The sequence below is a fragment of the Microvirga terrae genome, from assembly GCF_013307435.2.
Taxonomy (GTDB): domain Bacteria; phylum Pseudomonadota; class Alphaproteobacteria; order Rhizobiales; family Beijerinckiaceae; genus Microvirga; species Microvirga terrae.
On sequence record NZ_CP102845.1, the window covers coordinates 3,460,428 to 3,476,653 of the forward strand.

General features: G+C 60.0%; 15 protein-coding genes and 1 tRNA gene. 9 read left to right on the top strand and 7 right to left on the bottom strand.

Going from position 1 to position 16,226, the window contains the following annotated elements:
* Positions 1-23 precede the first annotated feature (23 nt).
* Together solA and HPT29_RS16280 are read right to left on the bottom strand one after the other, a co-directional pair.
* Positions 24-1,163, bottom strand: coding sequence for an N-methyl-L-tryptophan oxidase (gene solA / locus HPT29_RS16275; RefSeq protein WP_173945324.1), 1,140 nt, complete (start codon positions 1,161-1,163; stop codon positions 24-26).
* A 148-nt stretch (positions 1,164-1,311) separates the two neighbouring features.
* Positions 1,312-2,985 carry a calcium-binding protein gene (locus tag HPT29_RS16280; RefSeq protein ID WP_173945325.1) on the bottom strand — a complete coding sequence of 558 codons (1,674 nt, stop codon included), beginning with the start codon at positions 2,983-2,985 and terminating at the stop codon, positions 1,312-1,314.
* A gap of 427 nt (positions 2,986-3,412) precedes the next feature.
* Between HPT29_RS16280 and HPT29_RS16285 the strand changes: the two genes are divergently transcribed.
* The 7 genes from HPT29_RS16285 (at position 3,413) to HPT29_RS16315 (ending at position 7,265) form a co-directional block, all read left to right on the top strand.
* Positions 3,413-3,922, top strand: a complete 510-nt coding sequence (locus tag HPT29_RS16285) for a YidB family protein (RefSeq protein ID WP_173945326.1) — start codon at positions 3,413-3,415, stop codon at positions 3,920-3,922.
* Between the two features lie 175 nt (positions 3,923-4,097).
* Positions 4,098-4,340 carry a hypothetical protein gene (locus HPT29_RS16290; RefSeq protein ID WP_173945327.1) on the top strand — a complete coding sequence of 81 codons (243 nt, stop codon included), beginning with the start codon at positions 4,098-4,100 and terminating at the stop codon, positions 4,338-4,340.
* Positions 4,341-4,474: 134 nt separating this feature from the next.
* Positions 4,475-4,780 (top strand): hypothetical protein, encoded by a 306-nt coding sequence (locus HPT29_RS16295; RefSeq protein WP_173945328.1) that lies wholly within the window; start codon positions 4,475-4,477, stop codon positions 4,778-4,780.
* Between the two features lie 125 nt (positions 4,781-4,905).
* Entirely contained in the window at positions 4,906-5,169 is a 264-nt protein-coding gene (locus HPT29_RS16300; protein ID WP_259060095.1) for a hypothetical protein, read from the top strand.
* Positions 5,170-5,550: 381 nt separating this feature from the next.
* Positions 5,551-5,641, top strand: a tRNA-Ser gene (locus HPT29_RS16305).
* A gap of 574 nt (positions 5,642-6,215) precedes the next feature.
* Complete coding sequence (locus HPT29_RS16310; RefSeq protein WP_173945330.1) at positions 6,216-6,413, top strand: hypothetical protein; 198 nt, start codon at positions 6,216-6,218, stop codon at positions 6,411-6,413.
* Positions 6,414-6,887: 474 nt separating this feature from the next.
* Positions 6,888-7,265 carry a response regulator gene (locus HPT29_RS16315; RefSeq protein WP_315974886.1) on the top strand — a complete coding sequence of 126 codons (378 nt, stop codon included), beginning with the start codon at positions 6,888-6,890 and terminating at the stop codon, positions 7,263-7,265.
* 51 nt (positions 7,266-7,316) lie between these two features.
* Here HPT29_RS16315 and HPT29_RS16320 read toward each other — a convergent pair whose 3' ends face one another.
* Positions 7,317-8,060: a hypothetical protein gene (locus tag HPT29_RS16320; RefSeq protein ID WP_173945332.1), complete on the bottom strand. Its 744-nt coding sequence runs from the start codon at positions 8,058-8,060 to the stop codon at positions 7,317-7,319.
* 443 nt (positions 8,061-8,503) lie between these two features.
* On the opposite strand from HPT29_RS16320, the gene HPT29_RS16325 reads away from it, so the two are divergent.
* Entirely contained in the window at positions 8,504-8,755 is a 252-nt protein-coding gene (locus HPT29_RS16325; protein ID WP_173945333.1) for a DUF6894 family protein, read from the top strand.
* 484 nt (positions 8,756-9,239) lie between these two features.
* Here the strand turns inward: HPT29_RS16325 and HPT29_RS16330 are convergent, their stop codons facing one another.
* The 3 genes from HPT29_RS16330 to HPT29_RS16340 form a co-directional block, all read right to left on the bottom strand.
* Entirely contained in the window at positions 9,240-9,383 is a 144-nt protein-coding gene (locus HPT29_RS16330) for a hypothetical protein (protein ID WP_173945334.1), read from the bottom strand.
* A gap of 480 nt (positions 9,384-9,863) precedes the next feature.
* Positions 9,864-11,132: an IS256 family transposase gene (locus tag HPT29_RS16335; protein ID WP_259060097.1), complete on the bottom strand. Its 1,269-nt coding sequence runs from the start codon at positions 11,130-11,132 to the stop codon at positions 9,864-9,866.
* 63 nt (positions 11,133-11,195) lie between these two features.
* Positions 11,196-11,570: a hypothetical protein gene (locus tag HPT29_RS16340; RefSeq protein WP_173944997.1), complete on the bottom strand. Its 375-nt coding sequence runs from the start codon at positions 11,568-11,570 to the stop codon at positions 11,196-11,198.
* A 258-nt stretch (positions 11,571-11,828) separates the two neighbouring features.
* Here HPT29_RS16340 and HPT29_RS16345 point away from each other — a divergent pair, with 258 nt between their 5' ends.
* Positions 11,829-12,566, top strand: coding sequence for a LuxR C-terminal-related transcriptional regulator (locus HPT29_RS16345; protein ID WP_173944996.1), 738 nt, complete (start codon positions 11,829-11,831; stop codon positions 12,564-12,566).
* A gap of 1,642 nt (positions 12,567-14,208) precedes the next feature.
* Here HPT29_RS16345 and HPT29_RS16350 read toward each other — a convergent pair.
* Positions 14,209-15,423, bottom strand: a complete 1,215-nt coding sequence (locus HPT29_RS16350; protein ID WP_259060098.1) for a right-handed parallel beta-helix repeat-containing protein — start codon at positions 15,421-15,423, stop codon at positions 14,209-14,211.
* Between the last annotated feature and the right edge of the window lie 803 nt (positions 15,424-16,226).

Consider the following 16,226-nt stretch of genomic DNA (forward strand, 5'->3'; position numbering starts at 1 on the left):
CTCCTGCTGCTTGCTTCGCCGCCTCAGGCCGATTGCGACCGAAAGCGATCAAGCTTGAAACGAGAGATGTCGTTGGCGGGCACTTTTCCAAGAGCGAGGTCGGCCAGGACCTCTCCGATCACGCTCGCGAACTTGAAGCCGTGTCCGGAGCAGGGCGAGGCGAGAATGATTCGCGGATCGGCCGCAGACCGATCGATTACGAAATCCTCGTCTGGGGTGCGGGTATACATGCAGGTCCGCATCGCCTTCAGGGGTCCGTTCGCGTCCGGCATCGCGAGGGCGAGCATGCGGCGGATCTGGGCCTCGTCGTCAGCTCCGCCGTTCTGCGCGAGGTCGTCAGCCGAAGCGAGATCGTCTCCCCGGCGGTGGGAGGCCGTCTTGACGCCGGTGCCGGCGAAATCTGGGAACCCGTAACAGGCATCGTCCTCGGATTCGAGGATGAAGACCGGGCAGCGGTCCGGAGCGTAGGAAGCCGACTTCAGCGGCTCGAACCAGCCGAGCACCTGCCGGGTCAGCCTGAGATTCGGCCTCAGCCCGGGTGCGAAATCGCCGATCCAGGCCCCCGCCGCGATGACCACGGACGCGGCTTCGATCTCGCCGGAATCGGTCTTCACGCGCACGCCCGAGCCGAGCGGCTCGATCGCCAGGACGCGGGTCTTCGTCCGGACGTCGGCCCCATGGTGCTCTGCAAGGCGGACGAACTGCTGGATCGCGAGTTCCGGCCGCAGGAAGCCGCCGTCCGGCTGATACAATCCGGACCAATGGGACGGCAGCTTGAACGCGGGGAAGCGCCTGTTGATCTCGGCGGCACTCAGGACCTCGTGGTCGAGGCCGTGCGTCCTGGACGCTTCGAGCGATCCCTCGACGATCGGGCAACCAGGATAGCCGGCCTCCAGAACGCCCGTGACGGTGAGGATCGTCTGGCCGCAGATCGCCTCCAGGTCGCGCCACTTCTCCATGGCCCGGCGGGCCAGCGGCACATAGGACGGATGCTCGAAATAGGAGAGCCGGATGATCCGGCTCTCGCCGTGCGACGAGCCCCTGTCATGACCGGGCTCGAACTGTTCGATGCCGATCACGCGCCGCCCCCGGCGCGCAAGGTCGAAAAGGGCGGAGCTTCCCATGGCGCCGAGCCCGATCACAGCCACATCGAACGTCGTCATCACCCACCCCGTCAAAGCCATCCCGAACTTGGGCGCATAGATTCCGCACGGACGGACACTTCGTCAATCCGACGGGCGGCGCGAGCCCGCGCCTGGAACCTCCGTGCAAAGGCCCCGCAGCCTCCTGCGGGGCCCACGACTTCCGTGATCAGATGATGAAGAAGTCCTTCTCGCTCATCGCCGTCTTGTTGCTGAACCTGGCGATCTCGACGGCCGCCGCACCACCGGAACCGTCCTTGTCATAGGACAGGACACCCGTCTTCTTGTTGTAGACGAGAAAGTCGTTCCGGTCGTCGGCATGGCTTCCGACCGTGAAGAACGCCTTGGCGAGCTTGAGGGGCTTGTCGGGAGTGCCCTTCTTGATCGCGGCGTAGAACGACTTGTTCGCCTTGAACAGGGCGTTGTCCAGCACGATCTTGTCCTGTCCCGCCTTGAAGTCCTTGATCGTGTCGGTGTTGGACTTGCCGAGCGTCGTGTCGAACACGAACCAGTCCTTGCCCGTGCCGCCGGTCAGGAGGTCCTTTCCGGATTTGCCGTAGATCATGTCGTTCCCGGCACCGCCGTTCATCGTGTTCTTGGACGAGGTTCCGAGCAGCACGTTGTCGAACGCATTGCCGTTCAGAACGGGCACGTCGCCGACCGCATAGACAGTGTCGATTCCGGAATTCGCCGCCAGGGTGAAGCTGGTGCTGGCATAGACCACATCCACGCCGCCCGTATCGACGATGACGTCGTTGGCATTGTCGACGTAATAGACATCGTTTCCGCCGCCGCCATGCATGACGCTGCCGCGACCCTTGCTGCTGAGGACGTTGCTGCCCTCGTTGCCGATCAGGGTGGTGGTGTATTCATTGCCCGTCAGATTGATCGGAGCCTGGCCGTCCGCCGCCCGGAGAACCTCCACGGCGCTCATCCCGACATCGTAGCTCACGCTCGCGATGACCGTGTCCGTGCCCGCATGGTAGGATTGCTCGCGGGCCTCGTCGTTGGCGTTGTCGACGTAATAGACGTCGCTGCCCTCGCCGCCCTGCATATGGTCCGTGCCCGCACCGGCATCGAGTGTGTCGTCGCCCCCGGAGCCATAAAGCGAGTCGTTGCCGAGGCCGCCCGAGATATAGTTGGCCTTCCCGTCGCCGGTGAGCGAGTCGTTGTAGTTGGATCCGACGACGTTCTCGAAATTCACCCACGTGTCGCTGAGCGAGTCGTTGACCCCGCCTCCGCCTGCATTGAGGCTGACGGAAACGCCCTGTCCCGACAGGGCGTAGGACACGGTGTCGATGCCGTCACCGCCGTCCATGATCTCCTGCCCGGATCCGCCGATGATGGTGTCGTTGCCGGCTCCACCCGACAGCACGTGCTTGTCGCCGTTTCCGATGATGAGATCGTTATGGGCAGTCCCGATGATCCCTTCGATTGAGTTGTAGACGTCGCCCGCCGCGTCGCCGGTGCTAAGCGCAGTGTCGCGCAGGTTGATGACCAGCCCGGTCGCCGAACCGGCATAGGATGCGTAATCCCAGTAGGTCACCCCGGACCCACCGTTCAGAACGTCCGCGCCGTCGCCGCCGACGAGGGTATCGTCATTGTTGTCGCCGCCGTTGAGAACGTCGTTTCCGGCGCCGCCGTCGAGATAATCCTTGCCGTCCCCACCGTTGATCGTGTCGTTGCCGCCATGGCCATAGATGACGTCGGCGTAATCGGCGGAAGCATTGTTGTTCCCGTTCAGCACTTCACTGTCGTCAGTGCCATGAATGACATCGGCGGCGATCGCAGCCAGGGCCGATGAACTGATCGAAGCGACGGGATACTGATGTTGTTCAGACAAAACTCTATCCTCTTTGAAGATGCGAATTTAGGATTGTTTGCTCAGGCCCGAGCTCGGCCGTTTACGCATGTGCAAAGAGCGCCTGCAAGATTGCAAAGTTGATGGGCTAGCCTACCTGGAGTGACCGAAGAAATGATTTGTCCAATCGCTTCAGTATCTTGGACGGCAACGCGCCGAGATTGCGCTCCTGCGCGGAGCGTGCGTCGACGCACAAGTCACGCAATATCATTCGGCGCCCCTTAATTGAGAAGATGCATTCAATTCTACCTGGAGGAGGCGGCTTCGCTCGCCGGGCTGCTTGGAAGCAATCAACCTTTCCTGGTGAATCAGGCCAGGGAGGCCGCACCTCAAAGCCGAAGCGGGCCGCTGTCCCATGGAACCGTTTCCCCGCCCCTGCGGTTCTCGTGCATCGAACGAGGAGGAACACATGAGCCGTGGCTTTCCATCCATGACTGCCCTGTTGGGGCTTCTTGCCGTTGCGGGCTTTCAGAACCGGGACAAGATCGCCGAGATGCTCGGTGGCTTGGGGAACAATCCGGCTGGAGCGCCGGGAGCCCCGGGCGGTTCCGGACATCAGCAAGGCAGCCTGGGCGGCGCCCTAGGAGGTGCCCTGGGAGGCGGCCTTGGGGGCTTGGGCGGTCTCCTGGGTGGCCTGAGCGGTCAGAATCCGGGTGGCATTCTGAGTGGCGGCCTGGGCGAGCTCGTCGACAGCTTTCGGCAGAACGGTCAGGGCGACATCGCCGATTCCTGGGTTGGAACCGGCCCCAATAAGGAGGTCGCTCCCCACCAGCTGGAGCAGGCGATCGGGCCCGACACCCTGGCGACCCTGACGCAGCAGACCGGCCTGTCCCGTGAGGAAATTCTGGCTCGGTTGTCGAGGGAACTTCCGCAGGCCGTTGACCAGTATACACCCGAGGGCCGGATCCCCAGCGCCTGACCTGACCGCCCGGTCACCGGGGCGATCATCCGGGGAGAGCGCCACGGCTGTCTCAGGCGGCCGGGCGCTCTATCCTTTTGACCTGCCTCCTACCTCCATCGTTGTCCTCCTCCGAAAAATCGTCTTCGGCTAGCCTGCGAGGGCTCCGCTGCGAAGCGGAGCGTAGGAGGCGCTGATGCATACGGACCGCTTTGTCGTCTTCAGGTTTCAGGACGAGTGGCTGGTGACTTACGCCGATAGGGAACAGTCGGCATTCTCAACCCGACAGGATGCAGAGCGATCCGCCTTCGACGCAGCCGACATGCTGGCTTCCATCGGCCGCGCCGTTTCCGTGCTCATCATTCCTGACGGCTCGGACAATCTCTCCGGGCCCTCATCCGACGGGGGCGAACCCATCGGAAAGAACAGCCTGAACTAGGCCCCTTCCGCGTCGCGGATCTCGCAATGCCCGGTCGGCCGCCGACTCGGTTTCGCGGCCGTCACGCTGTCTCTCGCCTGTGGGATCCGACTGGGTTAGGATGTGTCTGACGATGGGCTCTTCGGGAGCGGGACGTGGCCATGCTCTGGGCAAAGAAGGCAATCGGCCCCGCTGACTGGGGCCCGACGCAGGACCAGTTCGAAGAGCTTTTCGTCAAGCTCGGTGGCCCGAAGCAAATGATGCTCGCCGCGGCCGCCGATCCGGCATCCGGCCAGTCGATCCTGCTGATGAGCCTTCCGAACACGACATTCCTGGGATTCTTCTCAGGTTTCGAATGCGTGACCGAGGACGCCTTGCCCGCGGAGGCCGCCCTGCTGGTCGGCCACAGCGACGAGCTGCTCAAGCACTTTCGGTACCCGGCCCGAAGACCTGTGCCGTGAGCCGGAGCGGTCCTTTTCCCTGAACATCGTCGCTGTCGGCAAGCTTGCCGCAAGCTTGGGCATTCGGTTGCCACAATTGGCTGCCAATGGCCGATGTCGTCGGAACCTTCGCAGTGGAGAGCATTGTGACCGTAGCCCCTGATCTGGACGAGATGGTGGATCTTCTTGCCCTGAGCCGGCCGTTCGAACGGACGAGCGGCTCGACCATGGCGTGCAAGGTCGCGACATTGCCGCTTCGGGACGCCATCGCGGTGGTCGTGGAGGACTGGGCCGACGACAAGTTCAGACAGCTGAGCGCCGTCATCGTCCGTCCCTCGGCCCCGGCCATCCGCAGCTTCGAGGAGATCCGGCGCCTCTACGACGCCACCGAGACCGCGCCGGTATCCTAGATGAAGCACAGCGGCGCTCCCTGGCACGCATCATGCCCTCCCTTTGAGCGGAGAGGCCTATATTTCACCAGTCCGGCCCCTTCCCTTCCAGACGCGCAGCCGTTCTTATAGGGCGTGTTCAGCAATCAAAGGAGGGACGGCGTGGAACTCGACGAAGCACAAGACGCATGTCCGAGGTGGTTTCCGGTGTTCCTGTCAAGCATCGGGCTCGCAAGCCTCGCCCTGTCCCATCTGTTTTGGTAGAACCCACCTGAGGAGCCGGAGGCCGGTTTCCCCTTTCGCCATGCATGCGACCGGACGATTTTGGACCTTGACGAAGGGACTCTGTTCGCGTCTATTGCGCCACCTGCGAAGCGGATCCCAGATCCGGCCCTTTCGCCTGGAGACGTGGCCGAGCGGCTGAAGGCACTCGTTTGCTAAATGAGCATACCCCAAAAGGGTATCGAGGGTTCGAATCCCTCCGTCTCCGCCATCATTTCTTTCTAAGTAATTGAAATTGTGGCTTAATATGGGAAGAGTCGCGAAGCTTCCCCACCTTGTTCCCTACCTTTGTAGTTGGCTTAGCCATCGAACCGCTGAGCCTTACTAACTCGGATGCGGGCTCCCGCTTCGCTTATTCAACCTTGCAACTGGCACCTGCCCGTCGATCAATCTCGGCTGCAACGGCTGACCAGTACCGGAAGCCCTTTTCGCTTCCACGAGAGCGGCAATAAAAAGCCTGCTGCCGGGCACGGGCGTATGCCGCCGCGCCTTCATAGGTGATCAGGCATACAGCTTCGTACTCGACCGGTGTGAGCCCGTCTTGACGCCGTCGTTTAAAAAAGCGGTCAATGGATCTGCGGATTCGACTGAGCAATCGCTTCATCGTGGACAGTATGGACAAGCGACAATGCGGGTCAATCAGGCAGGTCCGGGCGCTGTAGCGGAACAAAGCTAGGCTGTCGGTAGTTGGAGGCTGTCAGCTTAAGGACACCGGAGGATCTGCGTTGTCTCTAAGTCTCGTCAGTCACTCGGCCATCACTGCCACCAAGAGGTGGGATACTGAGATGCTGGCCTATCTTGGGGCTCTCCCCGGCGCAGCTTCAGGATGCTTGTACGAGTTGTACGAAGCCCTCGCTTATGACCTGAGCGAGATCGAGTCATTTGCCGAGATCCTGGGGGACATCACGGCAGCCATGTTCGTAGGCGCTGCTTTGTTCGCCGCCGTCTCCGCCATTCGCAATCGGCGAATGGCATCCTTCTGAGCTAATCTCAGGCTTGGGACAGTGCCGCCGTGGCTAGCGGTCAAGCTACGGGTACGAAGGGCGATGCGGGAAATGGCTGGAGGCCAGTCCATCTTGCGCCGCGGGACGGCACGCCCGTACTTCTCTGGATGATCGAGCACGAGACCCCTCCGAAGATCCCGGATCCGGTGGGATTCTGGGTTCCCCATTCCAAAGCTGGCGTCGGCTGTTGGTGCCTTTTCGGCGAGCCGCTGCGCTTCTGCTCGGATCAGCAGATACGCGGTTGGCGCTCGCTTCTCGAGGGTTAGTGATACCCTGCGGATCCAGACAGAGCCTTTGCGGAACAGCATGAGTCTGTGCGTGCGGCGGCACACAGGGTGCTGGCCCCGGATCATGAGGATTAGGAACGGCAGCCCATCTCCTTTGTTGGGACTCCGTCACCCATTTGCAGATCCTGGTCACATGTCAGCTTCAGAAACACGGATGGTGGTCCTCGTGGTCGAGGATGAGACCCTGGTACGCATGTTTATGACCGACTTCCTGGACGAAGCCGGGTTCAAGGTCTTTGAGGCCGTCAATGCCGATGAGGCAATGACTGTTCTCAAAGCGCGTCCCGACGTTCAGGTCGTCGTCACCGACATTGAGATGCCGGCAGGGTCCATGAACGGCCTCAACTTGGCTCGGGCTATCCAGGAGCGTTGGCCGGGGATCGGGATCGTCATCACCTCAGGTCGAGAACGTCCCGGCCCCGACGACCTGTCGGATAGGGTTGCTTTCCTCGCCAAGCCCTATTTGCCCGACACCATCATCAACGTGATCCGGCAACTGGCCACGCCTCAGGTGGTGGAGCCGCAGTCGGCCCAGAGCGCCTGACGTACCGCCTGCTCTTAGTGGGCGGCAGGGGACTTCGTGGCTGCTCACCCATCAAGGGATTAAGCTGATATCAGAGAACTGAAAGGCAAATTCCGGCTTTTGGATTGACCCTGAGAGCGTCCTGCTCTTCTCAGAGAAGCAGTCCCGTTCGGCTCTGATGAAACTTCCGGAGAAGCGAATCCATTGCCCCTTAGCGAGTAAAGAGTTTTCAAACAGAGCACCAGGCGCACCTATGATGGGAGCATTTGTCACCTTCAAGGACTCGTCATGCTCAGCCCGGATAGTAGTATTGGCATCAAGCGAAACAGCTAATGTAGTGCGCCCATTTGTATCGGTTGAGACAGCCGCAATCTGACCGACCCACTTCTGCACATTCGCGCTGGGGAAAGTATTGCAAAGGAGTTTCTCACGATAAGACTGAGTGGTCTCATCAACCATATCCTCCCGCCCGCCTGGTGAATATTTCACGCGTGCTTTGTGACAGATTTTCATGAATTCGTATTGGTCGGCCGGTACGCTCAAGTCGCTCTTCCAGCCTTGGGCCTGTGAGGTGAGGTTCTGGTAGAAAGCAGCTATCAACGAGGGGGCGCCAAAGGAGCGTCCCGATGAGACCGGATTCGGTATTTGGTCTGGCTGCCCCGCGTCGCTTGCGAGTGCGCAACCGATGAAGCCCGCGAGAGCGATGACAGCTCCCTGTCGCCGCGAGTGGACATGAAGCAGGCTAAAGGGGATCAAAACAGAAGCTGATCCAACAAGTAGGGCGAGTATCGACGCAGAGGCAATGCAGTTCCACATGCTGCCCCCCCTGAGCATGTTCGTGTCGGCATTGTAACGGTCTTGTTCTGGTTTCTATCCTCTCGCGACCCGGCCGCCAATGCTACTGCATGATTATCCCCATCGCGGGAATAGATGCTGGGCTTCGACCGTTAACGTAACTTGTGTTGGTCAGATTACCTAGGCGGTATGGCAATGGGGCCTACGACCGCAGCAGGTTGGGGGGCGTCTATCAAGTCATGAAAACCGCAGCAGAATACAGAAAGCACGCTGAAGAGTGTCGGGTACTCGCCAAGCAGATGCCTGAGGGGGAACAGCGCAATCAGCTTCTGGAGATGGCTAGAACCTGGGACACCCTGGCTGCAGAGCGGGAAAGGTTGGTCCGAAACCAATCCGAACTCGACACCGCGGAAGAGTCGAGCAAGGCTCGCATGTCCTCGATCCGCCAGTCATAGGACAGGCCCGTGCCGCGCTACTTCTTCGACACCTACGATGGAGACCAGTTCGTCCCGGACTCCAATGGACTTGAACTGCCGGATCTCGCGGCAGCTAAACGCGAGGCGCAAAGGGCCTTGGCGGATATCGCGAGAGATGCACTTCCTGACGACGACCAGCGAACGTACTTCATCTCTGTCAAAAACGAGGCTGGACAGATGGTGCTGCGGGCTGGCCTCACCCTCTTTGTCGAGACCATCGTCGGAACTTCAGCCGCATAGTCCTCAGATTGATACAGGTACCCTCCCGATGAAGTCACGCCCAACGGAGACCGGATGTCCGGAGACCAGATTGCCCTGACCTCGATCATTGTGATCGGGGTCTTCGCCCTACTTTTCGCGTTCGTCGTGAGCCAAAAGAAGCCCCCACGTAAGGGGCCGTAAGTCCGGATAACACCAGTCTTGGCATCTCAAAGTTGCGAGGGAGAACAGGCTACCAGAGGAACCGGCCATTGCTGTATGGATCGAACGACAAATTGAAGAAGAGGTATCCGACTACCAATGTCAGGATGCCCACACACAGAAGAGCGAGAAGGAGCAGGATGATGCGGGTCCTTCTCTCGTTGCTGAATAAGGCATCGTGCTCATCTGGCATGGGTTTACCCCGAGCTTGCCTAGTTTTATCAGCCTCACGGGCGCGAGCGAAGATAGTCCAGAATTTCCGATAACCTCAGTATGGAATGAGCTAGCTGCGCCTCGAATGGCTCTACAGACGGATGATGTGGTAGCCGAAGAGGAAGAGCACGGCGAATGCCAGAATTGTGAGCCAAATCAGGCCCACGCGCGTGGTCTTTTCGTGCTGCGACAGCCGGGCCTCAATGCTCTCCAGCTTTTGCAGCTTCTCACGCATTTCACGATCAACGTCACTCATTGTGCCGTGTGTAAAAGATTACACGAAGCTTGTCCTTGCAGGACTGCAAGCTTTTCTTTCGCAAATGCCAGTGTAATCGATCCTCAATTCAGAAAGGATTCAGCCGCAATTTGGTCTAATCCTCAGTATGAAAGGCGTCGTCCCCCAGAATCACTATTAAGTTTGCGGAAAATGCTCAAAACCTCGGACACTCTGGCCGGAGCGGTCGGAACACTTGCGGCCGGTAACGTAGGCGCTGCCACCGTCCTCGGACGGATCATGAAAGATCCCTTTGTTGGGCTCATGATCCTCATGGACCTTGAGAGCATTGGCTTGCGGGGCGAGGCAATCTGGCGGCTTTATCGAGATGCCCACAACATGAAGCTGGAGAGTTTCATCCAGCACGTCAAAGCTCAGGCGGGCGAGGCGCCCCGGGGGTTGGTCCTGAGAGCTATGACGGAATTTAGGTGACGGGGCCGATCAGGCGGCGCTGTTTGTCGGCACCGGAATGACCTCGCTGCCGTCCTTAAACCTGACACCGGCGATCACCTTCGGCAACTGGTTTTCACCCATCAACCTCCGCCAGCTTTTCGAAGCTGCCATGATGAGCTTGAACACCATCAGTCGCGCCGTTGTCGGCGACAGCGCGCCCTTGGTGCGCACGGTCCGGTGCCGCACCGTCGCGAACACACTTTCGATGGGATTTGTCGTCCGCAAATGGATCCAGTGCTCAGCCGGCCAGTCGTAGAAGGCCAGCAGCGCCCGCTGGTCCTTGCGCACGCACTCCACGGCTTTTGGATAGCGCGCCTGATAGGCTTCGGCGAACAGGTCGATGGCGATCTCGGCTTGGGCTCGGGTCGGCGCGAGATAAATCTCCCGCAGCGCCACCTTCATGCCGGGCTGCACGGATTTCGGCACTTTGTTGAGCACGTTGGTGGTCTTGTGCAGCCAGCAGCGTTGATGGTGCGTGCCGGGAAAGAGTTCGTCGAGCGCCTTCCAGAAGCCGAGAGCCCCATCCCCGACCGCAATCCGGGGCGGAACGGACAAGCCCCGCCGCTTGATCTCGACGAGAAGCTCGCGCCAGCTTTGGGCGCTCTCGCGCACGCCAGCCCGGAAGCCGATCAACTCCTTCTTGCCCTCTGGCGTGGCACCGATCAGCACGAGGATGCACTCGGCTTGATCCTCCATCCGGGCCTGGAGATAGACGCCGTCGGCCCAGACGTAGACGTAGCGGCGCGCCGACAGGTCGCGCGCCTGCCAACGCTCGTATTCGGCCTGCCATTCGCCGGTGAGCCGGGTGATGGCGGACGGCGACAGGTTCGGGGCGTCCTTACCGAGCAAGGCTGAGAGCGCCTCCTGGAAGTCGCCGGTCGAGAGCCCGCGCAGATACAGGACCGGCAGCAGCGCATCCAAGCTCTTTGTCCGCCGGGCCCATTTCGGCAGGATTGCCGAGGTAAAGCGGATGCGGTCGGCATCGTCCGTGGCGCCGCGGTCGCGGATCTTGACCCGGCTGACCTCCACCGGACCGATGCCGGTTTGGATCATGCGCTCGGGGCCATGGCCGTGCCGGACCAGACGCTCACGCCCGTCCGGCAGCTTCAACTCGCGCATGCTGGCGAGATAGGCCTCAGCCTCGATCTCGATGGCCTGGGCCAGCAATTTACGGGCGCCGGCGCGCAGAATATCGGTCAGGGGATCGTCAATCGTATCGGGCTGACGAAGGCGCAAAACATTGGTAGTGTCGTTCATGGCGTATCGCTCTCTCGAAGAGGTTCTGGCAGGCTCGACACCCGCCTCGATACGCCGCCCTTCTCACACCGTCATCACCCAGTTTCCGCCATAGCTCTGGTCCTGATGCCGTGAAGATGAAGGCGTAGGCACAAGGCGCCCATAGAACCGCAGCATCCGCTCATAGGCCTCAGTCAAGCGCCGCCCAGCATCCCCTCGCTTGGCTTCCCTGCCGTTTCTCGAGAATGGAAGCGCCGGGCCGGGTGGGGTGGCGGTCAGGCTCCACGTCCACGTGCCCACTTGTGGCCCATGTGGTTCCTGATGAATGTTGCCGATGTAGGTGTGCCAGCGGCTGTCGCTGTTCCGATCTGGCCTGCTTTCGTCGAAGCAGGTCCAGCTCGTCTCCAGCCAGCTATTGTCAGGCCAAGCCTCAGAGGTTTTCATCCAATAGAGCTTCACGTGCCGTTCCGCGTCCTGCCGTGTTCAATCGGAGCTCTATCACCATACCTATGCGACGCAGCGAACTACCTCTCCAGTGGTAGCCCTGGCGGAGGAACCAACACCTTAACCAGTCGTTAAGGGCTGCAAGGTCCAGCTCACGTGGACCCATCTTGGGTTGATGCTCCTATCCATCAAGGCTCCTCTCAGCGAGCACTGATGGCCAGCATGGGTCCTCTCGGATGCAAATTGCTGAACATAATTAGGGGCTACACAATCATGAACCATGACGTCGTCTACAATGAGCACATCCTCTCGATTGCTCAGAATGCACCTGCCGTTGTGACCACTGTTCTGGTTTGCCAGAATGCGCTCATCCGCAGTGGCGTCAGCCACATGCTCTCAGGAACGCACTTCATTGTGTCGGACGCGAAGCCCGACCGGTCACCAGAAGGGCCTGTCCTGTGCCTTATCTACAGCAGCCCGGCGACTGATGACCTGAGTGAGACCATCGAGCACTGCAAGGCGCAATGGCCTTCGGCTCGAGTGGTTCTGCTGACTGAGAGCATGGAACCCGCAGCCATGGCCCAGACCTTTCAGGCAGGCTTGGACGGGGTTTGCTCAACGGGGATGAAGCGTGAGGCCCTGATCAAGGCGCTTGAACTGATCATGCTGGGGGAAGCCTTCATCGCACCGGCATTGGCACTCAACCTGTGGGATGACGCGATTCGCCAGCATCAGGCTCGCCCGGATGGCGCCGTGGTCATCGGCCCTGCGGCCACTGGGATTGCCGGCAGACTTTCAGGACGTGAAACCCAGATCCTGAGCCATCTGACCCTCGGCGCCTCAAACAAGCACATTGCACGAGAACTTGGAGTGGCTGAAGCCACGGTCAAAGTCCACCTCAAGGGCATCCTGCGGAAGATCAAGGCAGCTAATCGCACCCAGGCGGCGATGTGGGCGCAACAGCATATGGATTTCGCAGCGAACGACGGGACCATGACCGCCGCTGAATAGTCTGGTGCTGCGACTCACCGTGGAATCGGCTTCTTCTCCGTGTCGGCGTTCCTGTCCCATTGAGCGGCTCCGGTTTTCAGGTCGATTTCCATAGTGAACCGACGCGGAGCCGCCGCACTTGCCGCCGTGTTTCTCCCGAACGGTGACCGTTGCCACCGTCCTTGTGGCTTCGTCAAGCACCAGGGACGAACAGGCCAGTTCCGCCCGCGAAAGAAGTCGGTGTTGGGTGATGATCCGACCAGCCTTTCGCAGGATAGCGTTTAGATCTGACAGATGTGCAGAGCATAGGACCGAGCAAACGAGGCAGGCTACAATCCCCCCGTCACTTTGGGCACTCCCAAGCTTTCGGGTATTTGCTGGCGGCAATGATGCATCGACGCAAATTGTTCTGAAACAGTCTTGAACATTCCGTGATGGAATAGATCAGCGTGACCACCGTTTACTGGCCATCTGACGTTATTGAAAAGGCTGGGTCGGCTCATGAACTCCGTACAATCTTCCAAAATTCATCCTGATGATACGGTGGATCCGAAGAGCGTTGCCAACACAGGCCCATCATTTCGGCGGGCATCGATCCTCTTTGTGACTTCTTTCGGCTCTCTCGTTGGAGCCAGCCTGTTGATCGCCAGTCTCGCCCAGAACTAGATCCTTACGACCGGTCGCATGTGGGTCTGAATAGCGCTCAACGGAGATGCTGGAGATGGATTACAAAATCGAACTCGTGGCGCAGGCACTCCATCGAGCGGAGCACAACGGGCGCTGGGACAACGAGCCCATTGTCTGCCAGGAGCGTTTCCGTGAGTACGCCCGCAACGCAGTCAGGCTACTCGGCGATGATATTGGTGTTCTTCTTCTTAGCCTCGAACAGTGCAGGAGTATGCCCAGAGCCGAACCGCCCCGGAGCATGGCCCCGCGGAAAGGGTTAAGGAGCCCCCGGTCAGCCTGAGCAACCGGGCAAGGTCTCTAATCGTAGAACAGGCCAACACAACGCTCCTGCTCTGACTAGGCCAAACTCAAGAGCACTCGTGTGGAGGCATTCTTCTCGCCTTTGGGAAATCCGCCGCCGGGCGGGAGTGCGCCTGTAGCGGTGTGATCCTTAGTGCTCGACCAAGCCCTGCCGGCGCAGCAAATACAAGGACACGCTGGCAAAGAAATAGCGCCTCTCTGAAGAGGGCGCTTTAAGTTTGCGGATCCGTAGGGGCAAACGAACAAATCCGGTGAAGATGATTTGCTCATACAAGGCAGGTAGTGTCACTGCCCTATGCTGGGTCAGCGTGCGCTATTCTGACACTGCCTGGTCTTAGGCTAGGTATTTGCCCTTATTGTGTGCCCATCTGAAGGCAGGTACACGATGCCTCTTCGTAGGGGCACTACGGTTCTGAGGGTCGCGAACACAGTCATAGAACTGGGCGCGGCCCTTTTTCATGCGAAGCTCTCGGTCGCGCATGCCTCTGCCGGAATTTGCGTCCTCTTTCACTGAGATGAAGACCGCACCTGCGCCGAGAGCACATTCTCAGCATTGTGGCTTCGCCCATTTATAGGCCCCGAGACCAAGCTGCGTCTAAAGCTGGGTTACATCGAACCATAGCGATGCAACCCAGCTTCCTGGGATTGGATCTTACACTGCGTTTTATGGGATGGTTCAGAGGGTGAGAAGGTAGCCGTCGACGCTCGGATTGACCTTATAACTGCTGACGAGGTCTGGAGCGCTATCTGTATGGGTCAGGCCTGTGCTTACGCCGCGGTCTATCAGGTCGCTGCCACTGGCAGGAAGTAGGAAGTTGCTGTCTGGCAGGGAGCCGTCGGCGGCGCGGGCTCCCACGGCGGTTTTGCTGTCGAGCGACTGGAAGTCGGCGCTGGAGAGCGACACGCCTGCGTCCCAGGAGTTGTGGTCGGCCGTGCCGGTGGTCTTGATCTTGCCGGTCCCGTACGAGATGTTGTTGCGGATGACGTGCCCGGCGTTGTGGTCGAAGTAGAAGTTGTAAGCGCCGTTGTTATAGGCGGTGTTGTCAGACAGTGTCAGCTTGGACACGCCGCCGTTGCTGCCGTTCTCGTCAAAGCCGTTCATCTTGTTGCCGAAGGCCACGTTGCCCTCGACCACGTGGGCGCCGGCGGTCGAGCCGGAGCCGTCGCGCACGCCGCCGAGCTTGAAGCCGTTGCCGTCGCCGCCGGGCTTGCCGTCCACGGTCCAGCCATTGCCCCAGGCCCAGTTGTTGATCACCTTGAGAGCGCCGGCCTTGGTGCCGTTCTGGATGTTGTAGAAGTCGTAGCCGTCATCCGAGTTGGCCCAGGCGCGGGTGCCCTCGAGCACGTTGCCGCTGCCCGTGGTGGCAACCTGGAAGCCGTCGGCGTTGTCGAGGTTCAGGTCCTGGTTGTGATGGGAGTCGATGTTGCGCAGCAGGTTGTTGGCGCTGGAGCCGAACAGGGACACGCCCTTGCCCTCCCACTGCGACAGGCGGCCGTTGTGGTGCACGTCGAGGTTGTCGAAGACGTTGCTGTTGGACGCGCCCTTGATCAGCAGGCCGCCTTCGGCGCCGTTGCGGATCTCCAGGTTGGTGACGCGGTTGAAGGACACGCTGTCGAGGCTGAGCACGTAGCCGGCGGCGCCGCCCTTGGTCATGGCCGCGCCGTCGAGCACGGCCTTCTCGCCGGGTGCGCTGGTGATGGTGATCGGGGCGGCGGCGGTGCCGTCGTTAGTGAGCTTGAGGCCGGTGGTGAGCTTGTAGACGCCGCCGCGCAGGTAGATGGTGTCGCCCGGCTTGGCCAGGCTGTGGGCGTGTTGCAGGGAGGCGAACGGCTGCGCGGCCGTGCCGGCCCCGCTGTTCGAGCCCGCCGTCGATACGTAGTAGATTGTCATCTCTGAAGTTCCCCTTGTCATTCAGGATTGTTGAAGCGGATGAGACAGTATTGATTTGATGAATTCGGTACTGACGCTTGTCTCTGATCCGCGGAGGGAACCTTGTCTGGGAATGTGTCCTGTTTATGTCGTATGTTCATTATTGTAAAAGTGCTTTTTACTGCCTCTATACTGACTGATATGTGGCAATAATCTGTCGAATATGTTGCGAGTTATAGGTCAGCTCTTTTGGAGGCTGGAACCGACCGAAATACGCCAATGCTCCTGCGTGAGACGTGCGATGTGGGTGCGGGATTCAGGAAGACCTGTCCGGGTTGGGATTAAGGGCATCCGGAAGAGGCCACACAAAATCATCTGGCAAGCTCAGGCCCAGGCTGATCTCAAGTTCTTCCGTTAGTGTTTTGAGACGGTTCAGGGAGGGCGTGCAGTGTCGTTGCCATTCCGGGTCTCCAACGGCGTAGACAGGGGTATGAGGCGGTGGGTCTGGGATGTGCTTACGGAAGCGGAGCTTGAGCCCTTTGAGCCATGGCCAACCAGTAACGACAGCTTTCTTTGTATTGATCCGCTTGGTTGGGGCAGGCCTTCACTAGCATCCGAGCTTGCCGGGCACAGTGCAGGAAGGTGAAGAATTCTCGAGCCATCAGTGCGCCCCACCTGCGAAATGGTGTGGCGAGCGAGGATGCCGATGTCATCGACTGAAGCGTCATCCAAGCGTCCTGTCTCGTGGTACTCGGCCGCGAGGTCGGCAATCTCCTTTAAGGCGTCCAGTGCGCAGGACAGCTCATAGATATTGTCTTGTATGG

What these genes read in the sequence shown, in the direction of transcription:
- solA (WP_173945324.1), bottom strand. Translation starts at nt 1,163, where the DNA reads ATGACGACGTTCGATGTGGCTGTGATCGGGCTCGGCGCCATGGGAAGC.
- HPT29_RS16285 (WP_173945326.1), top strand. Translation starts at nt 3,413, where the DNA reads ATGAGCCGTGGCTTTCCATCCATGACTGCCCTGTTGGGGCTTCTTGCC.
- HPT29_RS16290 (WP_173945327.1), top strand. Translation starts at nt 4,098, where the DNA reads ATGCATACGGACCGCTTTGTCGTCTTCAGGTTTCAGGACGAGTGGCTG.
- HPT29_RS16310 (WP_173945330.1), top strand. Translation starts at nt 6,216, where the DNA reads ATGCTGGCCTATCTTGGGGCTCTCCCCGGCGCAGCTTCAGGATGCTTG.
- HPT29_RS16320 (WP_173945332.1), bottom strand. Translation starts at nt 8,060, where the DNA reads ATGTGGAACTGCATTGCCTCTGCGTCGATACTCGCCCTACTTGTTGGA.
- HPT29_RS16330 (WP_173945334.1), bottom strand. Translation starts at nt 9,383, where the DNA reads ATGCGTGAGAAGCTGCAAAAGCTGGAGAGCATTGAGGCCCGGCTGTCG.
- HPT29_RS16335 (WP_259060097.1), bottom strand. Translation starts at nt 11,132, where the DNA reads ATGAACGACACTACCAATGTTTTGCGCCTTCGTCAGCCCGATACGATT.
- HPT29_RS16345 (WP_173944996.1), top strand. Translation starts at nt 11,829, where the DNA reads ATGAACCATGACGTCGTCTACAATGAGCACATCCTCTCGATTGCTCAG.
- HPT29_RS16350 (WP_259060098.1), bottom strand. Translation starts at nt 15,423, where the DNA reads ATGACAATCTACTACGTATCGACGGCGGGCTCGAACAGCGGGGCCGGC.